This is a genomic window from Streptomyces sp. LMG1-1-1.1 (assembly GCF_040815545.1).
GTDB lineage: Bacteria > Actinomycetota > Actinomycetes > Streptomycetales > Streptomycetaceae > Streptomyces.
Genome location: NZ_JBFPNH010000043.1, coordinates 269,911 through 291,739 on the forward strand (window position 1 = coordinate 269,911; position 21,829 = coordinate 291,739).

Here is a 21,829-nt window from a genome sequence, read left to right on the forward strand (position 1 = left end):
GGTTCCGCATCACGCGTCCGCCCCCGTCACCACCGGCCCGCACTCCCGTCCGTACGCGAAAGGAAGGCACTCCAGCCCATGACCTCCGCCCCCGCCCGTCCCGTCGACCTCTACCCCACCCGCGGCGCCGAGGAGGTGCTCATCGGCCGCAAGGACCCCGTCGTGTGGTCCGAGCCCGGCACCGCGGGACCGTTCTGGGACCGTGAACTGGAGGAGTACGACCGCGACGGGTTCGTCACGGTGGACGAGCTCGTCACGGCCGAAGAAGTCGACGAGCTCCGGGCCGAGCTCGACCGGCTCGTCGCCGACCCCGCCGTACGGTCGGACGAGCGGGCGATCGTCGAGCCCCGCTCCCAGGAGATCCGCTCCGTCTTCGAGGTCCACCGCATCAGCGAGGTGTTCGCCCGGCTCGCGGCGGACCCGCGGGTCGCGGGCCGCGCCCGCCAGATCCTCGGCTCCGACGTCTACGTCCACCAGTCGCGGATCAACGTCAAGCCCGGATTCGGCGCCAGCGGCTTCTACTGGCACTCCGACTTCGAGACCTGGCACGCCGAGGACGGCCTGCCGCAGATGCGGACGGTCTCGGTGTCGATCGCGCTGACCCCGAACCACACCACGAACGGCAGCCTGATGATCATGCCAGGCTCGCACCGCACGTTCCTGGGCTGCGCGGGCGAGACACCCCGGGACAACTACAAGAAGTCGCTCCGGATGCAGGACGCCGGGACGCCGTCCCACGAGGCGCTGACGGCCTTCGCGGACGCCTGCGGGATCCGCCACTTCACGGGTCCGGCCGGCTCCGCCACCTGGTTCGACTGCAACGCCCTGCACGGTTCGGGCGACAACATCACCCCGTACCCGCGGAGCAACGTGTTCCTGGTCTTCAACAGCGTCGAGAACCTCCCCGAGATGCCCTTCGCCGCCCCGGTCCGGCGCCCCTCGTTCATCGCCGCCCGCCCGGGGGACCGGTCGTGACGGGTGGCAGCCGACTCGACCGCCGCCGGTTCCTCACCCGGACGTCGCTCGCCGCCGGCCTCGCCCTGACGGCCGGACCCCTGGCCGCGTGCACCCGCACCCAGCCCGGAACGGGCGCGCCCCGAAGCGACGGCGGCCTGCTCGCCCGGCTGCGCCGGCAGGGCTACGTACGGGTGGGGTTCGCCGGTGAGGCACCGTACGGCTTCCAGGACGGCAGTGAACTCGCGGGCGAGGCACCGACGTTGCACCGCGAGATCTTCTCGGCCCTGGGCGTGCGCGAACTGCGCCCGACGCTCACGGAGTTCGGGGCGCTCATCCCCGGACTGCTCGCCGACCGGTTCGACGTCGTCAGTGCGGGCATGTCGATCACGCCGGAGCGGTGCGCCAAGGTGATCTTCTCCGAGCCGGAGTTCGTCTCGCCCACCGCCCTCATGGTCCGCTCCGGCAATCCGAAGGGGCTGAGCGACCTGGCCTCCTGCGCGGCGGCGGGCGCCACCGTGGGCGTGCTGACCGCCGCCGTCGAGGCGACGTACGCGAAGGCGGCCGGCGTCCCCGACGGGCAGGTGAAGACGCTGGCCCGGCAGCAGGACGGGCTCGACGCCCTGCTGGCCGGCCGGATCGACGCCTTCGCGCTGACCGCGATCTCGCTGCGCTGGCTGGCCCGGACCAACCGGGGAGCCTCGGTGCGGGTCACCGAGCCGTTCGTCCCCGTCGTCGACGGTGTGCGTCAACTGGGCGCGGGCGGCGCGGTGTTCCGGTCGGGAGCGACCGATCTGCGCGACGCCTTCAACCGCGAGCTGCGCGAGATCACGGGCGCACCCGACCGGTTCGTCGGGCTCATCGGCCGCTACGGCTTCACCGCACGCGAGGTACCGCCGCGCACCCTGCGCACGGCCGACCTGTGCGCCGGATGAGGGGCGGCCGCCATGGCTGACTTCCTGTCCGAGGTCCGCGGCGCGCTCCCCCGGCTCGCCGACGGGCTGCTCGTCACCGCGGAGGCCACCGTGCTCGGGGCCGCGCTCGCCCTCGTCCTCGCGTACGCGCTCGGCCTGGCGTCCCGGTCGGCGCGGCTGCCGGTGCGGGGCGGGGCGCGGCTCGTCGTCGAGTTCTTCCGCGGGACCTCGCTGTACGTCCAGCTGTTCTGGCTGTTCTTCGCGCTGCCGATGCTCGGGTTCCGGCTCGAACCGCTGGCCTGCGGCGTCCTGGCGCTCGGCCTCAACTTCGGGGCGTACGGCGCCGAGGTGGTGCGGGGCGCGGTGGCCGCCGTGCCGCGCGCCCAGACCGAGGCGGGGATCGCGCTGGCCATGGGGCCGGCTCTGCGGCTGCGCCGGATCGTCCTGCCGCAGGCGCACGCCCTGATGGTCGCCCCGTTCAAGAACCTGCTGGTGCAGCTCCTGAAGGCGACGCCGCTGCTCTCCCTGGTGACGGTCCCCGACCTCACCTTCCAGATCGACCAGGTGCGTTCCGCGACGGGCGCGACGGCGGCCTCGTACCTGCTGCTCCTCGGGGTCTACGGCGCCATGGCCGGCGTGCTCGCCCTCCTCATGAACGCCCTGGAGCGGGCGGCGAAGGCCCGGCTCGGGCAGGAAGGCGGTGTCTGATGTGGGACGGAGAGGCGGCCGGCGACGCGCTGCCGGCGGTTCTCGAGGGGTTCGGTCTCACCCTGCTGGCGACCGCCCTCGGCTTCGCCGTGGCGGTGGTGCTCGGCCTCGTGCTCGCCGTGGTCCTGCGGGCGGGTCCCCGCTGGGTGGCCGTTCCGCTGGCCGGCGCCGCCGGGTTCGTCCGCTCGACACCGCTCCTGGTGCAGCTCTTCGCGGCCTGGGTGCTGATCCCCTCGCTCGACGCGCTCGCGCTGGGCGTCCTCGTCCTGGGCGTGCACTACGCCACGTATCTCTCCGAGGTGTACCGGACCGGCATCGACGCCGTTCCGCGCGGCCAGTGGGAGGCGTGCACGGCGCTGTCGCTGCCGCGCCGGCGGGTGTGGCGGGCGGTGGTGCTGCCGCAGGCCGTCCGCAACGTCCTGCCGCCGCTGGGCAACTACGCGGTCTCGCTGTTCAAGGAGACTCCCCTGCTGTCGGTGATCACGGTGCACGAGATGGTCCACGAGGCGAACACGTTCGGCAGCACGCACTTCGCCTATCTGGAGAGCTTCACCCTGGCCGGCGCGGTGTTCCTGCTCGCGAGCTGGCCGACGTCCCTGCTGGTACGACGACTGGAGGCACGCCTTGCCCACTGAGGACCCGGCGGTCCGCTTCGAGCGGGTCACGAAGCGGTACGGGGATCACACGGTGCTCGACGCACTCGACCTGGAGGTCGGCCGCGGGGAGCGGGTGACCCTGATCGGCCCGAGCGGCTCCGGGAAGACCACCATCCTGCGGCTGCTCATGACGCTGGAGCGGGTGACCGACGGCGTCATCCACGTCGACGGGGAGCCCTACTCCCACATGCCGGGCAGGACGCCGGCGAAGCTGGTGCCGGCGAGCGAGCGCCGTCTCGCCGAGCGGCGGCGCCGGATCGGCATGGTCTTCCAGCAGTTCAACCTGTTCCCCCACATGAGCGTGCTCGAGAACGTCGTCGAGGCGCCCGTGCACGTACTCGGCGAGAGCCGGGAGCAGGCCGACCGCACGGCCAGGGACCTGCTGGACCTGGTCGGGCTCGGCGACAAGATCGACGCCCGCCCCACCCGGCTCTCCGGCGGCCAGCAGCAGCGCGTCGCCATCGCCCGCGCGCTGGCCATGCGGCCCGGGATCCTGCTCCTCGACGAGGTGACGTCGGCACTCGACCCGGAGCTGGTGGCGGAGGTCCTCGACGTGCTGCGGGACATCGCCCGCGGCACGGACATCACCCTGCTGTGCGTGACGCACGAGATGGGCTTCGCGCGGGACGTCTCCGACCGGGTCCTGATGTTCGACCGCGGCCGGATCGTCGAGTCCGGCCCGGCGGACGAGCTCCTGGACTCGCCCGCGCACGAGCGCACCCGGGCGTTCCTCGGCGCGGTGCGCTGAGGGGCGTCAGGGGTGCCCGTGGAGGAGCACGGAGGCGGCGCCTGCCGTGCGGTGCCGCTCCGCCCACGCTTCGAGCGCCGCACGGCAGGCGTGGTCGAGGTGGTGGATCCCGGCGAGGTCGAGTTCGACCGGGCGGTCGCCCGGCAGTGATTCGAGCGTGTCGAGGATCTTCGGCAGCCGCAGGAAGTTGGCGTTGCCCGACAGCCGCACCCGCACCGGGCCGTGGCCGTCGTCGGTGTGCTCTACCCGGAGGTGCGAGACGTCCCAGGCCGCCTTCGCGACGGAGAGGACGAGTCCGATCAGGACGCCTTCGAGCATGCTGACGGTGACGATGGCGCCGGCCGTCACGACGAGCACGAGGGCCTCGCCCCGGTGCGCGCGCCACAGGGCGACCACTCCCCGGAAGGGGATGAGCTTCCAGCCGGCGTGGACGAGGATCCCGGCGAGCGCCGCCAGCGGCACATGGGCGAGGGTGGCGGGCAGCAGGGCGGCGAAGACAAGCAGCCACACGCCGTGGAGCACGCGGGACGCCTTGGTCCTGGCGCCGGCCTGGACGTTGGCCGAGCTGCGGACGATCACGGCGGTCATGGGCAGCGCGCCGAGCAGCCCGCAGACGGTGTTGCCGAAGCCCTGGGCGACCAGTTCCCTGTCGTAGTCGGTGCGCGGTCCGTCGTGCAGCCGGTCCACCGCGGCCGCGCCGAACAGCGACTCGGCGGAGGCGATCAGAGCGAAGGCGAGGACCGTTCCGACCACGGCGACGTCGGTCACCGCGGCGAAGGCGTCCGGTCCGGGCATCCGGACGGCGTCGAGGACCCCGCCGACCCGCACGGTCGCCACCGGCAGGTCGAACAGCGCGGTCGCGAGGGCCGCGAGCAGGACGGCGACGAGCGCTCCGGGTACGGCCCGCAGCGGTTTCGGCACGTGCCGCCATCCCACGATCACGAGGACGGTGGCGGCCGCGACGGCGAGCGGCGCCAGGGTGCCGGCGGCGCCGGTCAGCGCCCGCCAGAGCGTGCCGGGCAGCCCGACGATCCTGGCCGTGCCCGACGCCGGGGCGCTGATGCCGAGGGCCGCGTAGAGCTGGCCGGCCACGATGACGAGGCCGATGCCGGCCAGCATGCCCTCGACGACCGAGACGGAGATGGCACGGAACCAGCGGCCCCACTTCAGCAGGCCCACCACGACCTGGAGCAGACCGGCGAGGAGCACGATGACGCCGAGCGCGGGCAGCCCGAAGCTCCTGACCGCCTCGAAGACGAGCACGGTGAGCCCTGCGGCCGGTCCGGAGACCTGGAGGCTGCTGCCCCGCATGAGGCCGGTGACGACTCCGCCGACGATGCCGGTGACCAGGCCGAGCTCGGCGGGGACGCCGGAGGCGACGGCCACCCCGACGCACAGCGGGAGGGCCACGAGGAAGACGACGAGGGACGCGGCGAAGTCCTGCCGGAGATCGGGCCAGGAGGACGGCATGCGGTTCTCTCCCCTCACTGCGCGACGCACGTTCGGGCGTCGCAAGGAAGGGAATACGCCCCCGGAGGCCCCGGGCGGGGACGATCCGGGGCATCACCGGGGTTTCCGACCGGAACCGGCCGCAACGTGACCCGATCACCTACGGGAACGGCGCCCGGGAGCGCGGCACTCCGGGGCGCACCGGCCGCGGGCGCCCCGCTCACCCGCGCCGGGGAGGGCGTACGGCGCTCACATGGGGCGCAGGGCCCGCTCACCACCAGTAGGCGGGGTACCTCGGCGCGCGGCGCCTGATGCGGGACGCGCAGTACGCGGTGAGGACGAGGAGGACCGTGGACCCGAGGAGGAGCGGGACGAAGCGGGCCGGCGCGGGCGCCTGGAGCACGATGACGACGGAGGTCGCGCAGGCCGGGGAGTGCGGGGTCCTGGCCAGCGTGGTGAGCGTGAGGGTCACGCCGGCCGCGACGGCGGCGGCCCACGCGCTGCCGCCGGCGGCGGCCGACACCGCGAAGCCGGCGGCGGCGCCCAGGAGGTGGCCGACGACCACGCTGCGGGGCTGGGCCAGCGGCAGCGCGGGCGCGCAGTGCACCAGGGCCGCGCTGGCGGCGAGTGGCGGGATCAGCACCGGCTCGTGGATGAGGGCGCCGAGGGCGACGAGCCCGAGCAGGGCGGCGGTCGCCGCGCTGACGCTGTGGAAGGCCGCGACGGGTGCGGGGCGGGCCGGGGCCCGGCCGCTCATCCTCGGTCGGCGGGGGCTCCCGGAGGGGGCTTCGGGGCGCAGGGCGGTGTCGGTGCTCATGTGATGCGGCGTTTCCGGGCAGGCGGCCGTGGGCCGGGACGAGACAGGAGTCGGGACGGTCGTACGGGATCCTGTGGTCGACAGTCGGCCCGATCATGCGCCCGGTCATGCGCCCGGTCCTGGTGCGGCGGCGCGACCTCCCACCACTCTAACCAGCGGTTTCACGGCGAGAGGGGCGGGGGTGGGGGCGGCCGGGGGTGGCGGCCAGGTGGTGGCGGGCGACCGAGGCGGGGGGCGGCCGGGGGGGGCGGGCGACCGAAGACGGGGGCGGCCGAGGGCGGCGGTCGGCCGAAGGCGGGGGCGCGGCCGGGGGGGCGGGCGACCGAGGATGGGCGATGCCGGGGGCGGGCGGCCCTCGGGCACTCGGGCGGCCGCAGGTCTGTGGAAGGGTGAGCCGAATGACCCAGGACTCCTTCGCACTTCTCGCCGGCGCCGCGGAATCCCCCGTCCTCCTCCACGTCCCGCACTCGTCGCCCGTGGTGCCGCCGGACGTGCGCGACGGCATCGTCCTCGGCGACGACGAACTCGCCGTCGAGCTGGCCCACATCACCGACGCGCACACCGCGGAGATCGCCGCCGTCGCGGCAGCGGCGGCGGGGACGGCGCCCTGGCGGTTCGTCAACCGGCTGTCCCGGCTGGTCGTCGACCCGGAGCGGTTCCCCGACGAGCGCGAGGAGATGCTCGCCGTGGGGATGGGCGCGGTGTACACCCGCACCACGCACCGCGCCGAACTGCGGCCCGCCGGATTCGACGCGGCGCCGCTGATCGAGCGGTACTTCACCCCGTACGCCGAGGGCATGACCGAGGCCGTGGCGGGGCGGCTGGCGGCGACGGGCCGGGCGGTGATCGTGGACGTCCACTCGTACCCGACGAAGCCGCTGCCGTACGAGCTCCACGGCGACGGGCCCCGTCCGCCGGTCTGCCTCGGCACGGACGCGTTCCACACGCCGCCCGCGCTGCTCGACGCGGCGCGGGAGGCGTTCGGCGGGTTCGGGGGCGTCGCGACCGACACCCCGTTCGCCGGGACGTACGTGCCGCTGCGGTACTACCGCCGCGATCCGCGGGTCTCCGCGCTGATGGTCGAGATCCGCCGCGATCTCTACATGACCGAGCCGGGCGGGCCCGCTGGCCCGGGAGCCGAGGCCCTCGGCACCGCCCTGGCCGCACTGGTCGACGCGGTGGTCCTGCAGGAGGGTGCGCCGCACGCCGCACGCCCCTTCGGGCACTGACACCTGCCCGCGGAGCTGCACCCCGGGCCCTTCCGCCCCTCTCGCCGTTCCGGTGGAGTCGATTCCGTCCCGTACCCGACGAAAGGCACTCCATGAGGCACGACCAGGCGCCCGACTCGGCGTCCTCCGCCAGAAGGCCGGACCGGCAGAGGTCTCAGGCCGCGGCTCCGAACCCGGCGGAGCGGCCCGACCTCGCCGGGATCCAGCGGCTCGCGGGGAACGCCGCCGTGGTCCAGCTGCTCAAGGAGACCGGTCACGCCTGGGCCCAGGACGAGCACCGGCACGGCGCCGGCTGCGGGCATCAGGAAGCCGAGCAGCCCGCCGTACAGCGGTCCGCCGTCCACGACGTCCTGCGCTCCGGCGGCCGCGCCCTGGACGACGCGACCCGCACCGACATGGAGGCCCGCCTCGGCGCGGACTTCTCCGACGTCCGCATCCACGACGACACCGCCGCCCGGGCCTCCGCCGCCGAGGTCGGCGCCCGCGCCTACACCTCCGGCAGCCATGTCGTCATCGGTGACGGCGGCGCCGACAAGCACACCCTGGCCCACGAGCTCACCCACGTCGTCCAGCAGCGCCAGGGCCCCGTGGCCGGCACCGACAACGGCGCCGGCCTCAAGGTCTCCGACCCCTCCGACCGCTTCGAACGCGAAGCCGAGGCCAACGCCCACCGTGTCATGAGCACTCCTCCCGGCGAGGCGCCCCTCCAGCGGGCCGGGGCCCGGCAGCCGGACGGTGGCGCCTTCGTCCAGCGCGCGAAGAAGGGCCAGAAGAACGATCCGGGAGAAGGGTCGTCGACCGGCGGGAAGCGCCAGGGGGACCACGTCTTCAACTCGCTGGACGACGCCGCGACGGACATCGCCACAGCGCTCGCGAACGCACTGGACGCGTTCCACCGGACCCTCGACGACGCGACCACCACCGCCATCGGGGCATCCCCGGCGCTCCGCCGTCAATGGATAACCCTCAGAACCGCGCAACGAGAGGCCATGGCGGCCTTGGCCGAGGCCGCAACGGCCGCCCATGAGTACGGACACCCGGCAAAGAACTCCGCCTTCAGCTCCTTCATCGCCACTCTTCCCGAGCATTCGACCACCGGATCCGACGCCAACTCCGGCATCTACGGCCAGTTCAGCAGCGGCCTCACCGAACTGGCCCAATCCTGTGCCGCGGAGACCTGGACGATCCCCCAGGAGATGGCGACGGCAGCGACGGCGGCCGAATGGCCGCCCTACCTCGCCTCGAAGATCTACGACGCGGACGCGGCGACCAAGGTGCGCGACAGGCGGTTGACCGTGGCTGCCGACAAACGGCGTTTCGACGCATGGCGCACGGAAGCCCAACGGCGCTACCTCGCGCTCTTCAGGGCCATCGTCGCGGCCCTGAACGCGACCCGAGCGGCCATCGAGTTCCTGCGTGTGCAGAACAACGCGCAGCAGCCTGAGGAAGACGCCCAGGAGGACGCCGCATAACCCGTCGCGTCGACCAAGCGGCGTAGAATGTGGCAAATGAGCCCACTCAAGTACGAGCTGGTGTTCTCCGATGCCACGGGCGCGGCCCAGGACGTCGTGGTCGTGGAGCGCACGCACTCCACGGGGTCCGGGGGCCATCCCGTCTACACCGACGCGACCGGCATCATCCGTGCGGAGATCAGCGACCGTGACGAGGTCCGCATCCTCGCCTCGGGCGGCCATCAGCAGGCCAACCAGAGCGTGGTGGCCCGGCCCCTCCCGGACGGCGATGCGGAGGCTCCGGGGGATCCCGCCGGCTCCGCCGCCTGACGCCGGTTCCTCCTCGTCCCCTCATGCGTTCGGACGCCCCGACGCCCGACGTGGAATCGAGGGCGGGCGGACAGCCCTGCCCGGCCGACCGGAGGGCGGGCTGTCAGGCAACCGGCCCAGCTCCGCGAGCGCCCGGGGCGACGGCCTGGTGAGCTGTACGGGGAGATCTCCGGTGCCCTCGCGTCCGGAATCCCGGAGCGTATGGAGGAGGATCCCGTGCCGGACTCAACGACGTCGTACGCCGACCTGCGCGCCCTGGTGATCAACTGCACCCTGAAACGTTCCCCGGAGCGCAGCCATACCCAGGGGCTGATCGACGTCAGCACCGGGATCCTGGAGCGCCAGGGCGTGCAGGTCGACGTGCTCAGGGCGGTGGACATCGACATCGCGACCGGTGTCTGGCCGGACATGACGGAGCACGGGTGGGAGACGGACGAGTGGCCGGTGATCTACTCGCAGGTGATGGCCGCCGACATCCTGACCCTGGCGGGGCCTGTGTGGCTGGGAGACAACTCCTCGGTCATGAAGAAGGTGATCGAGCGTCTGTACGCCTGCTCGTCGATCCTCAACGAGCGCGGCCAGTACGCCTACTACGGCCGCGTGGGCGGCTGCCTGATCACCGGGAACGAGGACGGCGCCAAGCACTGCGCGATGAACGTGCTCTACAGCCTCCAGCACCTCGGATACGTCATTCCGCCGCAGGCGGACGCGGGCTGGGTCGGCCCGGCCGGCCCGGGCCCGTCCTACCTCGACCCCGGCTCGGGCGGCCCGGAGAACGACTTCACCAACCGCAACACCACCTTCATGACCTGGAACCAGCTCCACCTGGCGAGGATGCTGAAGGACGCCGGTGGCATGCCCGCCCACGGAAACCAGCGCTCCGAGTGGGACGCCGGCTGCCGGTTCGACTTCGAGAACCCCGAGCACCGTTGAGTGCGGGCCGGAACGGTCCGAGGTCCGGAGGAAGTCAGCTCCGGATCGAGCAGGTCCATCCCGTACACCATCAGGGAGTACACGGTCCGTGGACGCTTCTCCCCGGCGCCGATCCGGATGCAGCCGATGTCCGGGAATTCGCACCCGCTTCTGTGACCCGGCCCCTCAGGAATCACGCGCCGCTGCCGCGTCGAGCGGCCCCAAAACGTACTCCTCCACCGCCCGGGCCGGATCCGCACCAGGCGGCAACCTCGGCGGGCGGCCGGTCACCGCCCGGTCGGCGAATCCGCCGTCGAGGTGCGGCATGCGGACGTCGACGACTCGGATCCCCCGTTTGCGCTGTTCACGCCGCACCACACCGAGCCAGGCGGCGAGCGCCGTCTTCGACGCCGCGTAGTCGGCGGTCTCCAGCGGCGGCTTGTCGACGACGATCCCGGTGACGACCACGACGGCTCCGGCCGCCTCCAGGGCGGGCAGGGCTCCCCGTACGACGGCCATGGGTGCCAGGGCGTTGACGGTCATGAGGTGCTCGGCTGCCGCCTCGCCGACGTGCTCGGCACGGCCGAATCCCGCGACGCCGATGGCGACGACGACGGAGTCCAGTCCTCCGAGGGCCTGCGCGGCCCACGGTGCCAGGGCGGCACATCCGTCCAGGTCGTAGGCGTCGAAGGCACGGTACGGGCAGTCGCCCAGCAGCCGTGACCGCTCCGCCAGCCGCTCGCCGTCGCGGCCGGCGAGGGCGAGCGAGGCGCCTCGCCCGGCCACCATCCGCGCGGTCAGACCCCCGATCATCCCCGTCGCTCCCACGACGAGCGTCCTCGCTCCGGTCACCGGCGGTCCCTCCTGGGCAGGGCGAGGCGGATCGCCTCCTGATACAGGCCCTTCTCCGTGGAAGCCCCTTCGGGATGCGCGGACCGCTTCCCGAAGGCGGTGCATCCGCCGGACGGCATCGGGAGGAAATACCGCACGAAGGCACCGCAAAGGTGCCTGACCAGTGTCGAGGCGTCGGGAACGCGCAGGTCACACACCTCAGGGTCCCGATCCTCCCGTGGCGAAGCAGGGGTGACCGTTGAACACCTACGTGATCGAAGCCGGATCTCTGACCGAGACGGCCGGCGTGTGGCAGACAGGTCTCGCACAGGTCCTCGGAGGACTGGTGCTCGTCGGCGTCATCATCGGGGCGTTCGTCCTCGGGACGAGGATCAGGGACAAGGAGTCCCCGCCGCCCGCCCCGGAGTCCCAGCCGCACCGGCCCGAGACCGACCGACCGCCGGGAGAGGTGTCGGAGTACCGACGCCCGGCCGAGGTCCCCCAGACGGACGGGGCCCACCGGCTCACGCCGCACAACCTGAAGAACTCGGGCGAGGCCGACCTCGAACCCCAGAGCGAGGAGAAGCGCAAGTGGCGCGGCATCTCCAGCGGCGGCTTCGGCAGCGGAGGCACCGGCCACGGCGACTGACCACCACGGCGCGCGCGGCGGACTCCGTCGACCGATACGCCGACCACCACGTCGATCAGTACGGCGATCAGTATGGCGATCAGCGCAGAATCATCCGTCCCGGTCAGGTCACCGACCGGGACACCGGACCCGAGTGGGGCTCACGCCCGCTCGGGTCCGTCGCTCGCGGGAGACGCGGCGCCGGGACCGGGGACGGTGGCCGTGCGGCCGAGCTTCGCCTCCTCGATGCGGCCGCCGTGGCCCAGCAGGCCGGTCTGGTCGAAGGCGTACTCGCGCATCAGCCGCGGCAGGTCCCGCCGCGACACGAGTTCGACGAAGAGGGGGAAGACCGGGCGTCCGACCTGGGCGAGCCTGAGCCACGGCGGCGCGTAGACGGACCCCGCACGACGGTCCACGCCGCGGGCGATCCAGTCCGAGACCCGGTCCACCGAGTACACGCGGCGGGCGGGAGCCGGCATGTGTCCGCGCAGCTCCCGCAGGACCGTGTGGCGGTCGACGTCGCGGACCATGTCGGTGTCGGTCCAGTGCAGGTACGCCACGCCCACGGCGACGCCCTGATGGGCCACTTCGGCGCGCAGGGAACGGGCGAAGGCCTCGGCACCGGCCTTGGAAGCGCAGTACGCGCTCATCATGGGGGCCGCGCCGAACGCCGCCGTGGAGGCGACCTGGAGGAAGTACCCCCGTGTGGTCCGCAGACCGGGCAGGAAGGAGCGTGCGGTGACAGCGCTTCCGACGAGGTTGACCTCGATGACGCGCCGCCACGTCTCCGGGTCGGAAGTCTCGAACGGGCCGCCCTCGGCGACACCGGCGTTGGCGATGACGACCGAGGGAGCGCCGAGGTGCCGAGCCACGTCGTCGGAGGCGCGGCCCATGGCCTCGTCGTCGGTCACGTCGACCTCGACGACGTGACTCTCGGTGGGCAGGGTCCTGGCCACGGCTTCCAACGTGGCGGCCTCCCTGCCGAGCACAGCCACCTTCGCCCCTCGTTCGGCGAGCCGCATAGCCAGACCGGCGCCCAGACCTCGGGCGGCTCCCGTGACGACTGCGGTACGTCCCTGCACTGCCCGTGAACGGGCCATGACTGCCTCCTCGGGGGACCGGCGGATGACGCGCACAGCGGCTGCCCGGCCCTCAGCCAGGCCACACCGTCCGCGGCGGGCGACGTTCGCCCCTCCACGAGCTCTTCTCCGCGTGACGGCATCCGGATGCGCGACACCGAGCCCGGCCAGCCACCGTCACCCTGTCGGCCCCTCGTCCGGACAGCGCGAACACCGCTGACCACCGCTGACCACCGCTGACCAACGTGTCTACCGCTCTCCGAGGTCGCCGTCCGGGTCCGTCGGCGTCTCGATCACAGCTGGGCTGCGCCGCCCCCGGCGGTCGCGGCGACGATCTCGGCCCGCCTCGCCCTGGCCCAGGCATACTCCGGATCCATGCCGAGGGCCCGGTCCAGGTCCGCGACCCCGCCCCCGCCCCCGCCGTCGCCGTAGTCGGCGTCGGTCAAGGCACTCCAGAGCCGTGAGCGCCTCACGAGGGCCCACACGTAGTCCGGCTCCAGGGCGAGTGCCCGGTCAGGGTCCACCAACGCCTCCCGGCCTCCCGGGGGCGGCCCAGGCGTCGCAGTACGTCCGCCCGGCTCGCCATCGTCCAGGTGGTGATGGGCGCGATGCGGAGAGCGCTGTCGAAGTCCGCGAGCGGCTCGTCGAGGCGGCCTGCCAGGCGGTACGTCTCAGCCCGGTACCCCAGGGTCCGCTCCCTGTCGGGCGCCAACGCGCGGGCCCGGTCGAAGGCGCCGAGGTCGCGGTGGGTCACCGCCCGCCCCGTGTACGGCCGTGGCGCGCGCGGGGTCAGTTCGATCGACCGGTCGAAGCCGGCGAACGCCTCCGTGTACTCCCCGCGTCTCCGGTACGCCTGCCCCGGACCGACAGCGCCTCGGTGCGCTGGAGGTCGGTGAGTCCGGCCTGGCCCGAGGAGCATGCCGAGCACCGCGATCGTGGCGGGCGGCCTGACAGCGGTGCGGCCGCTCCGTCAGGCGTTCGTCGGGCCTGCGGTGTGCGTCGGCGGGCGCGGCCCGATGCCGGTCGGCCCCGTCATCGCCGGGGCGGACTCGCCTGCACCGGGGTGTCGGTGTCGGTGTCGCGGAGTTCGGCAAGCAACTCGCTCTGTCCGACGAGCAGTTCGGTGAGGATGCGCCGTGCGGCGCGCAGCAGGTCCGCCACGTCGCCGCCGGCGAGTGCGTAACTGACGGTCGAGCCGTCACGGACGGAGACGACGATGCCGGACCGGCGGAGAACGGCGAGCTGTTGGGACAGGTTGGACGGCTCGATGTCGATCTCGTTCAGAAGCTCGCGTACGGGTACCGGGCCGTTCTGGAGCAGTTCGAGTACGCGGATCCGGGCGGGGTGTCCGAGCATACGGAAGAACTCCGCCTTGACCTGGTACAGCGGCACCTGCATGCGACAACACTCCCGCCCGGGTACGACGAATCCAAGGGCTACCGGCCAGACCTGCCGGTTTCTCCATGCCCAGCTCCTGTCATTCTCCCGCCTCCCGGCTCCGGCACGCCCCCGGCTGATCACTTTCAGATGTGTCGAGTTGAAGAATCTTTCAACTCATGGGCGCAAGAAGCCGGGAACGAGGAAGAAGGACTAGAGCGCCAGTTCAGCTTCGATGCGCTTCAGCTGGTGCCTGGCCATGGCCAGATTCGCCCTCGCCTTGTCCAGCACGAGGTACAGGAACAGACCGTTGCCCCCACGACCGCCCAGCAGCCGGATGAGGTGGTACTGGCTCCCGAGGGTGATCAGGATGTCCTCGATGTCCTCCCTGATCTCCAGCATCTCCATCGCGCGGACCTTCGCACGGATCACGTCGGTGTTCCCCGCCGCGGCCACCGACAGGTCGAGGTCCTTGCCCCCGCCCAGCGTCCCCAGCGCCATGCCGCTCGTGTAGTCGACGAGCGCCACCCCCAGACTCCCCTCGATCGAGGTCATCGCCTCCTTCAGAGACGTCTCCACAGTCAACATCAGTACCCGCTCTCCGTGTTCGTGACCGCCCGGCCGACCTCACGCCGCAGCCGGATCTTGAGCGCAGACGCTACCCACTGACCGCGGGGCCGTCAGGGAGATCGGAAATCCGGCCGGAATCCGTTCCCCGTGATCCGACATCCGACGTTTCCGCGGGAGGCGCCCACCCGAACGCCCTCAACGTCCTGACCACCGAGAACGAGCAGCCGCTCTTCGCCCTTCGCCGAGCGACGGCCGCTCCCTCTCCTCCTTCTTGCGCCTCGCCATGCCGCCACCCCACATCGTCGGGCGCGGGGCATCGAGGTCGGGTGGAGGTTCCCAGGAGCGGGCCGGCAGAGATACGGAAAGCTCCTGCCTGCAAAGGCCGTTGATGGCGGCCGTGAGGCAGCCGGAAACTCAGGTGCCGCGATCACCTCGCATCCCTACCCTCACCCCCATGCACCATAGATCCGCCCTGCTGAACATCATCGATGTGGAAGCCACCTGCTGGAACGGACAACCGCCGCCCGGGTCCGTCAACGAGATCATCGAGATCGGCCTCACCGTCGTGGACGTGTCGGCCCGCCGGCGCGTGTCCCGCCACCGCATCCTGGTCCGCCCGGCCCGGTCGACGGTGAGCGACTTCTGCACGGAACTGACCGGCCTGACCCAGGCGGTGGTGGACCAGGGCGTCACCTTCGCCGAGGCATGCAGGATCCTCGCCGACGAGTACGAGGCAGGGGTGCGCCCCTGGGCCAGCTGGGGCGAGTACGACCGCCGGCAGTTCGCCCGGCAGTGCCAGGCCGACGGGGTCCCCTACCCCTTCGGGTACCCGACGGACCGCACCCACACCAATGCCAAGGCCGTGTTCACCGATGCCCAGGGGCTCCGCAAAAAGCCCGGCATGGCCACCGCCCTGCGCATCGCCGGCCTGCCGCTCGAAGGCCGCCACCACCGCGGCGAGGACGACGCGTGGAACATCGCGGCACTCGTCCTCGACCTTGTGACCCGCGAAGCCTGGCCGACGACGGTCCCGCTCTCCTGAGGGCTGCCCCTCAGGGGGGGGCTCTTCCCGTTCGGGACGGAGGCGTCCGGCAGGAACGCGGTCGTAGCCGCGGTCGTCTCGGGGGAGGCGGTGTCGACCGCACGGGCGGCCCGGGCGCGCAAGGCTCCGGGGGCTTCCCTGTGGGCGCGGGTGGCGCGGGCACGGCCGCGGTTCTTCGACATCGGGGTCATGCCCTCGCCGCTCCGTCACGGTTCACCTGTTCGGGTGCTCCGCGTGGTCAGGAGAGACGGGCGGCCCCGAGACTGGAGGTCGGCTGTGCCTGTGTCCGTACGAGTTCGGGCTCCCTGGAGGCACGCTGGGCGCGACCGGAACCGGAGGCCTTGGTGATCAAGAAGCTCGAAGGAATGCCGTCAGGCGTCATCGGTTTCGAAGCATCCGGCAAGCTGTCCGCCGAGGACTACCGCGACACGGTGCTCCCCGCGCTCGTCGAGGCCGCACAGGCGGGCGAGGTGCGGTTCCTGATCGTCGTCCGCGACTTCGGCGGCATGTCGGGCGGAGCGCTGTGGCAGGACCTCAAGGTCGGCGTCGAGCACCTGCGCGCCTGGAAGCGGATCGCGCTGGTGACCGACATCGAGTGGATGACCCATGTCACGTCGCTCTTCGGCTGGATGACCCCAGGAGAGACGAGGACCTTCCCGGTCGACAAGAGGGACGCGGCAGTCACGTGGGTCTCGGGGTGACCGCAGCTCCGTCGCACTGACGCAAGCACACTGACACCGCTGAACTGCCCCGCACGGACAGACCGGCCCGGCAGGTCGCCGCCCCCGCTCCCCGCCAGGGGCGGCGAGGGGGCATTGGCAGAAAGCACGGCCCTCGCCCGGGTGACGAGCGCCGAGGGCGACCGCGATGCGGCCGGCTAATCACCTCCGCCGCCCCCGCCTCCACCGTCTCCTCCGCCATCGCCCCCGCCGGAGTCGCCCGAGTCGCCGCCGTCGGAGCCCCAGCCGTCCCCGCCGCCGGGCTCGTTGTCGTCGCCGCCGGTGCCCAGGTTGCTGAACCAGGAGCGGTCCCAGTCCAGGTCGGTGGCCACCGGCTCACCGGCGTCCGCTTGGCGCCGCTGCGACCGGAATCGTGCCAGGCCCGTGGTGTCCCCCAGGCCGAAGGCGACCGCGAAGACCTGTGCCATGACCGCGTCCAGCGGGTCGTGGCTCTCGTAACGCACGGGGGCGAGCGGCAGAAGGATGGACCCCGGCGCGACCGCCGGCCTGCGGGGCGGCCGCGTCAGCAGGGCGACGCGCTGTTCGTCGCGCAGCAGCCACGAACTCATCGCGCTGGACCGTCGCAGCAGCCATCGCCGCCCGGACAGTTCCACTTCCACGGAGCTCTTCGACTTGCGCAGCTTCTTCGTCAGCCTGAGGTCGGCGGCGGCGTCGCCGATGGTCAGACGGAGCCCCTTGGCCGGGTCGCCGGAGTCGCCGTGGAAGCCGTGCGGCGCCCTGATCCGCACGACCGGAGCCTGCGGTCCCCACACGTCCACGCGCACCAGGCGCCGGTCCACGGCGACCGTGATCGGCCCCGCGGGGCCCTCGGCATACCGCCGTGCGATCCACAGTGGGACGCCTTCGGCCCAGGCTCGGCCGGCCAGAGCATGCACACCGTCCGGCCCGCCGCTCAGCCGCACGGCCAACTCGCCCAGCTCCCGGGCGAAGTCGGCGGCCTGTCGCACTCTCACCGGTGTACTGGTGCCGGTGACGCGGGTCACCGGCACGAACCCGACACCCGGCGCCAGCCGCTCCAGCGGGCGCTCGGCCCCTCCGCCACCGAGCCAGGTCCCGCGCTGATAGGCCTCCGCCATGGCACCGAGGTTCAGCTCGGTCAGTGGTGTGATCCTGCCGCCCCTGCGCAGCTGTTCCTCGGTCAGCTCGACGGTCCGCGCCAGCGGATTCCACGACCGCTCGCCATAGAGCACCTGGCTCACCACAACCCCCGTACGTCTTACTTGCTGACGGCGAAACGCATCAGGGCGTGCTCGTCCCCTTGCTTGATCTTCCCCGTCACATTGATCACTTCGAGCTTCCACGCGTTGCCGACCCGCATGGCCTTGGCCACCGCACAGCCGTTGTCCTGGGTCAGCAGGCTGGGCCAGATGTCGGCGACCTGCTGGGAGCTTCCGCCGGTCGCGTCGTAGACCTTGAAGCTGATGTTGCGCGCCTTCTGGAAGGAGCTGCCCTTCTTGTACGCGGCGGCGACGAAGACGATCGACGTGATGTTGGGCGGCACGCGGGCGAACTCGACGGTGACCGTCTCGTCGTCGCCGTCACCGTGCCCGGTCTGGTTGTCGCCGCTGTGGACCAGCGAGCCGTTGCCTATGGGGTCGAGCGAGTCGAGTCCCGCGAGGCGCACCGGGTCGCCGCCCTGCATCGCGACGGCGATCAGGTCGAGGTCGGTGCCGGTCTTGCGGCGCAGCTTGCCCAGCACTCCGCCGGAGCTGCCGGCGGTGGGATCCCAGGACACGCCTATGGACAGGTGGGTCACTCCGTCCAGGTCTGCCGGGCCGTCTTCCTTGGTCAACGTGATCATGCGCGCGTCATCCTTTGTCGAAGGTTCTACAACACCAGAGTGTGCCGGGCCCTCTGACGGTTCCCCGACACGGGTGAGTCCCCACGAGGCCAGAGGTACGTGCGCCGCTCCCGGCTCCGGCTCCGCCCGTGATCTCCGGCGGATCTAGTCGCCGGTCGTGCCGTCGAGCATCTCGCGCAGGATGTCCAGGTGGCCGTTGTGGCGGGCGGTCTCCTCGGTGAGGTGGAGGAGGATCCAGCGCAGGTCGACGTGGAGGCCGTCGCGGATGGTTCCCACGGCCTGCTTGGCCAGGTCGTTCCCGGCGGCCAGTTCTCGGTAGCGGGCGCTCTGTTCGGCGTATTCGTCGAGCAACTGCGTGAGCGGGAAGTCGACGGCGATACGCATCTCGCGGTCGGGGTCCTCATCCGTCATGGGGGCCCGGTCTTCCTCGCCGAGGAAGACCACCTGGAACCAGTAGTACTCGACCCAGCGGAGGTGGTTGATCACTCCGCTCATGGTCATCAGCGGTGAGCCCGGGAGGAGCGCCTTGCGGGCGTTGTCCGCGGAGACGCCGTCGCACTTGGCGCGGGCGGTGTCCCGTGCGTAGTCGAGAAACGTGGTGAGCTGGGTGCGCTCGTCCCACGCGGGCGGTGTGTCGTCGATTCTTGTCATCGGGCGAAGCGTCCCCGATCACCGCGACCGGTGTCGAGGCATTTACGACGGGCCCGACCTGCCGTTTCGCCGATTGGGACGTGGAACACACCGGCTTGACGTGCACACGGGCGACACTTAGCTTCGCCTTACCTAATAAATGCCGTCCTGACGTCTGAAAGATCACGTATGCCCAGAACCGCGCAGGAGCTCACCCCTTCCTGGCTCCTCACCGCCCTCGGGCTCGCCGCCACCGCCGGCATAGCGACCGCCTGCTGGACCGCGGGGCACGTCCACGCGGACGCCTCGCTGCTGACCGTGGCACGGTTCCTGCACGTCGCGTTCCTCGTCGTGGGGCTCGGCTCGGTCCTGGCCGTCGACTGGTTCGCCGTGCTGTGGCTGACGGGCAGGCGGCCGCTCGCGGGCGTGCTCGACACCGCCGTGGCCCTGCAGACCCCGATCTGGGCCGGTCTGGGCGGGCTGGTCGTCTCCGGACTGTTCCTCCGCCCCGACCTGCACTCCCCGCTGACCCTGGTCAAGCTGGGGCTCGTCGTCGCCGTCACCGTCAACGGCCTCTGGGCGCACCGGCTCGGCCAGCTCCTGGACGCCCATCGCACCAGCACCGTTCCGCGGCGGCTGCTCGTTCGCTCGGGCCTGGCGGCGACCGTCAGCCAGACGGGTTGGTGGGGCGCCTGCCTGATCGGATTCCTCAACAGCCAGACGTGATTTGGGTTTGTCGGAGAATCATCAATACGATCCGGCGATGATCACGAGAAAACGGCTGGCGACCGGGGCCTGCGCGCTGCTCGCCGCCCTGAGCGTCGCGCTCCTGCCGACGGGCGCGGCCGCCGACGAGCCGGCGAAGGAATCACCCAAGGTCGAGCTGGTACTCGACGTCAGCGGCTCCATGCGGGCCAAGGACATCGACGGCAAGTCCCGGATGGCCGCGGCCAAGCAGGCCTTCAACGAGGTCCTCGACGCGGTCCCCGAGGAGGTCAGGCTGGGCATCCGCACCCTCGGCGCCGACTACCCGGGCCAGGACCGCAAGCAGGGCTGCAAGGACACCCGGCAGCTGTACCCGATCGGGCCGCTCGACCGGACCGAGGCCAAGACCGCCGTGGCCACCCTGGCACCGACCGGGTGGACGCCGATCGGCCCGGCGCTGCTCGGCGCGGCCGACGACCTCGGCGACGACGGGGCGACCAAGCGGATCGTGCTCATCACCGACGGCGAGGACACCTGCGCCCCGCTCGACCCCTGCCAGGTGGCGCGGGAGATCGCGGCGAAGGGCATCCACCTCGTCATCGACACCCTGGGCCTGGTGCCGGACGCCAAGACCCGGCAGCAGCTGACCTGCATCGCGGAGGCGACCGGAGGCACGTACACCTCCATCCACCGCACCGAGGACCTCTCCCGCCGCGTCCGCCAGCTGGTGGACCGGGCGGCCGACCCGGTCGTCACCCCCGTGGCCACGCAGGGCGCGGTGCGGTGCGACAAGGCCCCGCAGCTCAAGCCCGGCCTGTACACGGACCGCGAGTCCTTCGGCGAGCACCGCTGGTACCGGGTGGACCTGCTGCCCGGCCAGGAACTGCGTGCCTCCGTCAGCGTGTCCGCCGACCGTGCGGTCAACAACGACTACGGCGTGCTGCTGCGGGCCGTCACCCTCCACGGCCGGGAGATCGTCCGCGGTTCCGAGGCGGGCGACGGGCGGACGGACGTGGTGTCGACCGGTCTGCGCTACCCGAAGCCGGACCTCGACGACGGCCCCGGGGACGCCAAGCCGGCGGCCGAGACCGTCTGCCTCCAGGTCAGCAACTCCTTCTCCGCTCCGCCGTCGGTGAAGACCACGCCGGGGATGCCCATCGAGCTGACCGTGGACGTCGTCGACGGTCCGTCGACCGCGTCGGACGTGGCCTCGTTCGGTCTCGGTCGCGGCTGGTGGCTGCTCGGCGCGCTGGTGCTCGTCGGGTTCCTGGCCGGTCTGGTCTGGGGCTGGCTGTCCCGCTGGCGCGTCGCTGTCTGGAGGACCCACTGATGCGTACCGTACGCATGCTCGCCACGGCCGCGCTCGCGGGCGCCGCCCTGCTCGGTCTCGCGGGTCCCGCCGCCCTGGCCGACTCCCCCTCCGCCACGCCGGACCCGAGCGCGAGCGCGGGCACGGGGTCGGGCCCGACGGAGGCCGGGACCACGTTCCGCACCGCCGCCCGGTTCCTCCCGGGGCAGCAGGCCACCGCGCAGGCCGCGACGGGTGACTACCTGTACTGGGTGTTCCCGGCGGACACCGGGCAGCGGTCCACCGTCCGGGCGACGGTGACCCTCCCCGACGCGGCCCTGCGGCACGGGCCCGCCACCTGGCGGATCGACGTGTACGACGGGCTGCGGCGGCGGCAGCCGTGCATGTACGGGATGCAGTCCCGTGCGGCGGCGCCGGCGGCCACGACCGCCGAGCTGGCCTGTGTGCTGCGGCCGGTGCGCGCGTCGGCCGACGCGTGGGCGAACGACCCGCTGCCCGGCAGCTACTACGTCCGGCTGACCGTCACCGGGCTGCCGGAGGAGGACCTCGGGCAGCCGTTCACGGCCCGGATCGGGGTCGACACGCTCGACAAGGGCGGCGCCTACGCCAGTGACGGCTCGCTCGGCGCACCCCTCGTGCCCGGGGCCACCACCGCCGACCAGGCGGAGGCGGACGAGGAGGCGGGCCGGCGCACCGCCGTCGAGGCCGCGGCCCCGGGGGACGGCTGGTCCTCCGGCTGGTGGTCCGACCGCTGGCTCTGGACGGCCGCGGGCGGCATTCTCGCCGCCCTGGCGGGCATCGGCGGGTACGTGCTGACGCGCGGCACCGGCCGTGCGCCCCGCGTCCCGCCGGCCGTCTGACCGGTCCCGTACGCGGCGCAGGTCCCGTACGCGGCGCAGGCCCTCACCGTCCACGGTGGGGGCCTGCGTCCTTGCCCGCCGGGCGGCGA

At 72.3% G+C, this 21,829-nt stretch carries 25 protein-coding genes; 15 read left to right on the top strand and 10 right to left on the bottom strand.

The features are described 5' to 3' along the window. Positions 1-78: 78 nt before the first annotated feature. From thpD to ehuA, 5 genes are read left to right on the top strand one after another with little or no spacing between them, the layout of a single operon-like run. Positions 79-975: an ectoine hydroxylase gene (thpD, locus tag MRBLMG1_RS25300; protein WP_367826397.1), complete on the top strand. Its 897-nt coding sequence runs from the start codon at positions 79-81 to the stop codon at positions 973-975. Continuing rightward, entirely contained in the window at positions 972-1,889 is a 918-nt protein-coding gene (gene ehuB / locus MRBLMG1_RS25305) for an ectoine/hydroxyectoine ABC transporter substrate-binding protein EhuB (protein ID WP_367826398.1), read from the top strand. Before thpD ends, ehuB begins: the two co-directional genes overlap by 4 nt. 12 nt (positions 1,890-1,901) lie before the next feature. Beyond that, positions 1,902-2,576, top strand: a complete 675-nt coding sequence (gene ehuC, locus MRBLMG1_RS25310) for an ectoine/hydroxyectoine ABC transporter permease subunit EhuC (RefSeq protein WP_367826399.1) — start codon at positions 1,902-1,904, stop codon at positions 2,574-2,576. Continuing rightward, positions 2,576-3,211: an ectoine/hydroxyectoine ABC transporter permease subunit EhuD gene (ehuD, locus tag MRBLMG1_RS25315; RefSeq protein WP_367826400.1), complete on the top strand. Its 636-nt coding sequence runs from the start codon at positions 2,576-2,578 to the stop codon at positions 3,209-3,211. The genes ehuC and ehuD overlap by 1 nt, the downstream gene beginning before the upstream one ends. Next, entirely contained in the window at positions 3,201-3,980 is a 780-nt protein-coding gene (gene ehuA / locus MRBLMG1_RS25320) for an ectoine/hydroxyectoine ABC transporter ATP-binding protein EhuA (RefSeq protein ID WP_367826401.1), read from the top strand. Before ehuD ends, ehuA begins: the two co-directional genes overlap by 11 nt. 6 nt (positions 3,981-3,986) lie before the next feature. On the opposite strand, the gene MRBLMG1_RS25325 is transcribed toward ehuA, so the two are convergent. Continuing rightward, a complete protein-coding gene (locus tag MRBLMG1_RS25325) occupies positions 3,987-5,450 on the bottom strand; it encodes a SulP family inorganic anion transporter (RefSeq protein ID WP_367826402.1) in 1,464 nt (487 codons plus the stop codon). A 250-nt stretch (positions 5,451-5,700) separates the two neighbouring features. Then, positions 5,701-6,246, bottom strand: coding sequence for an HPP family protein (locus MRBLMG1_RS25330; protein WP_367826403.1), 546 nt, complete (start codon positions 6,244-6,246; stop codon positions 5,701-5,703). 398 nt (positions 6,247-6,644) lie between these two features. Between MRBLMG1_RS25330 and MRBLMG1_RS25335 the strand changes: the two genes are divergently transcribed. The 4 genes from MRBLMG1_RS25335 to MRBLMG1_RS25350 all read left to right on the top strand — a co-directional run bounded on the left by MRBLMG1_RS25335 (position 6,645) and on the right by MRBLMG1_RS25350 (position 10,189). Beyond that, on the top strand, positions 6,645-7,475 hold the full coding sequence (locus MRBLMG1_RS25335; RefSeq protein ID WP_367826404.1) for an N-formylglutamate amidohydrolase: 831 nt from the start codon (positions 6,645-6,647) through the stop codon (positions 7,473-7,475). 92 nt (positions 7,476-7,567) lie between these two features. Then, positions 7,568-8,947 carry a DUF4157 domain-containing protein gene (locus MRBLMG1_RS25340; RefSeq protein ID WP_367826405.1) on the top strand — a complete coding sequence of 460 codons (1,380 nt, stop codon included), beginning with the start codon at positions 7,568-7,570 and terminating at the stop codon, positions 8,945-8,947. A 36-nt stretch (positions 8,948-8,983) separates the two neighbouring features. Beyond that, a complete protein-coding gene (locus MRBLMG1_RS25345) occupies positions 8,984-9,256 on the top strand; it encodes a DUF6296 family protein (protein ID WP_367826406.1) in 273 nt (90 codons plus the stop codon). Positions 9,257-9,457: 201 nt separating this feature from the next. After that, a complete protein-coding gene (locus tag MRBLMG1_RS25350) occupies positions 9,458-10,189 on the top strand; it encodes a flavodoxin family protein (protein WP_367826407.1) in 732 nt (243 codons plus the stop codon). Between the two features lie 165 nt (positions 10,190-10,354). On the opposite strand, the gene MRBLMG1_RS25355 is transcribed toward MRBLMG1_RS25350, so the two are convergent. Beyond that, the gene (locus tag MRBLMG1_RS25355) at positions 10,355-11,020 is read right to left on the bottom strand and encodes an SDR family NAD(P)-dependent oxidoreductase (RefSeq protein WP_367826408.1); all 666 of its coding nucleotides are present in this window, start codon (positions 11,018-11,020) and stop codon (positions 10,355-10,357) included. Between the two features lie 238 nt (positions 11,021-11,258). On the opposite strand from MRBLMG1_RS25355, the gene MRBLMG1_RS25360 reads away from it, so the two are divergent. Further along, a complete protein-coding gene (locus tag MRBLMG1_RS25360) occupies positions 11,259-11,648 on the top strand; it encodes a DUF6479 family protein (RefSeq protein WP_367826409.1) in 390 nt (129 codons plus the stop codon). 140 nt (positions 11,649-11,788) lie between these two features. On the opposite strand, the gene MRBLMG1_RS25365 is transcribed toward MRBLMG1_RS25360, so the two are convergent. From MRBLMG1_RS25365 to MRBLMG1_RS25380, 4 genes are all read right to left on the bottom strand, one after another. After that, complete coding sequence (locus MRBLMG1_RS25365; protein ID WP_367826410.1) at positions 11,789-12,727, bottom strand: SDR family oxidoreductase; 939 nt, start codon at positions 12,725-12,727, stop codon at positions 11,789-11,791. A gap of 272 nt (positions 12,728-12,999) precedes the next feature. Next, positions 13,000-13,230, bottom strand: coding sequence for a hypothetical protein (locus MRBLMG1_RS25370; RefSeq protein WP_367826411.1), 231 nt, complete (start codon positions 13,228-13,230; stop codon positions 13,000-13,002). A 508-nt stretch (positions 13,231-13,738) separates the two neighbouring features. Next, entirely contained in the window at positions 13,739-14,104 is a 366-nt protein-coding gene (locus tag MRBLMG1_RS25375; protein ID WP_367826412.1) for an ArsR/SmtB family transcription factor, read from the bottom strand. Positions 14,105-14,296: 192 nt separating this feature from the next. After that, entirely contained in the window at positions 14,297-14,671 is a 375-nt protein-coding gene (locus MRBLMG1_RS25380; RefSeq protein ID WP_367826413.1) for a hypothetical protein, read from the bottom strand. 436 nt (positions 14,672-15,107) lie between these two features. Here MRBLMG1_RS25380 and MRBLMG1_RS25385 point away from each other — a divergent pair, with 436 nt between their 5' ends. After that, positions 15,108-15,695: an exonuclease domain-containing protein gene (locus MRBLMG1_RS25385; protein WP_367826414.1), complete on the top strand. Its 588-nt coding sequence runs from the start codon at positions 15,108-15,110 to the stop codon at positions 15,693-15,695. A gap of 344 nt (positions 15,696-16,039) precedes the next feature. Further along, entirely contained in the window at positions 16,040-16,396 is a 357-nt protein-coding gene (locus MRBLMG1_RS25390; RefSeq protein ID WP_367826415.1) for an STAS/SEC14 domain-containing protein, read from the top strand. Between the two features lie 176 nt (positions 16,397-16,572). On the opposite strand, the gene MRBLMG1_RS25395 is transcribed toward MRBLMG1_RS25390, so the two are convergent. The 3 genes from MRBLMG1_RS25395 to MRBLMG1_RS25405 all read right to left on the bottom strand — a co-directional run bounded on the left by MRBLMG1_RS25395 (position 16,573) and on the right by MRBLMG1_RS25405 (position 18,887). After that, a complete protein-coding gene (locus MRBLMG1_RS25395; protein WP_367826416.1) occupies positions 16,573-17,634 on the bottom strand; it encodes a hypothetical protein in 1,062 nt (353 codons plus the stop codon). A 17-nt stretch (positions 17,635-17,651) separates the two neighbouring features. Next, complete coding sequence (locus MRBLMG1_RS25400; protein WP_367826417.1) at positions 17,652-18,236, bottom strand: TerD family protein; 585 nt, start codon at positions 18,234-18,236, stop codon at positions 17,652-17,654. A gap of 144 nt (positions 18,237-18,380) precedes the next feature. Further along, positions 18,381-18,887: a DinB family protein gene (locus MRBLMG1_RS25405; RefSeq protein WP_367826418.1), complete on the bottom strand. Its 507-nt coding sequence runs from the start codon at positions 18,885-18,887 to the stop codon at positions 18,381-18,383. A 168-nt stretch (positions 18,888-19,055) separates the two neighbouring features. Here MRBLMG1_RS25405 and MRBLMG1_RS25410 point away from each other — a divergent pair, with 168 nt between their 5' ends. Genes MRBLMG1_RS25410 through MRBLMG1_RS25420 form a run of 3 tightly spaced genes read left to right on the top strand, consistent with a single transcriptional unit; the run spans position 19,056 to position 21,740 of the window. Further along, positions 19,056-19,592, top strand: a complete 537-nt coding sequence (locus MRBLMG1_RS25410) for a hypothetical protein (RefSeq protein ID WP_367826419.1) — start codon at positions 19,056-19,058, stop codon at positions 19,590-19,592. A gap of 37 nt (positions 19,593-19,629) precedes the next feature. Further along, positions 19,630-20,901: a VWA domain-containing protein gene (locus tag MRBLMG1_RS25415; RefSeq protein ID WP_367826420.1), complete on the top strand. Its 1,272-nt coding sequence runs from the start codon at positions 19,630-19,632 to the stop codon at positions 20,899-20,901. Continuing rightward, positions 20,901-21,740: a hypothetical protein gene (locus MRBLMG1_RS25420; RefSeq protein ID WP_367826421.1), complete on the top strand. Its 840-nt coding sequence runs from the start codon at positions 20,901-20,903 to the stop codon at positions 21,738-21,740. Before MRBLMG1_RS25415 ends, MRBLMG1_RS25420 begins: the two co-directional genes overlap by 1 nt. The last annotated feature ends 89 nt before the right edge of the window (positions 21,741-21,829 follow it).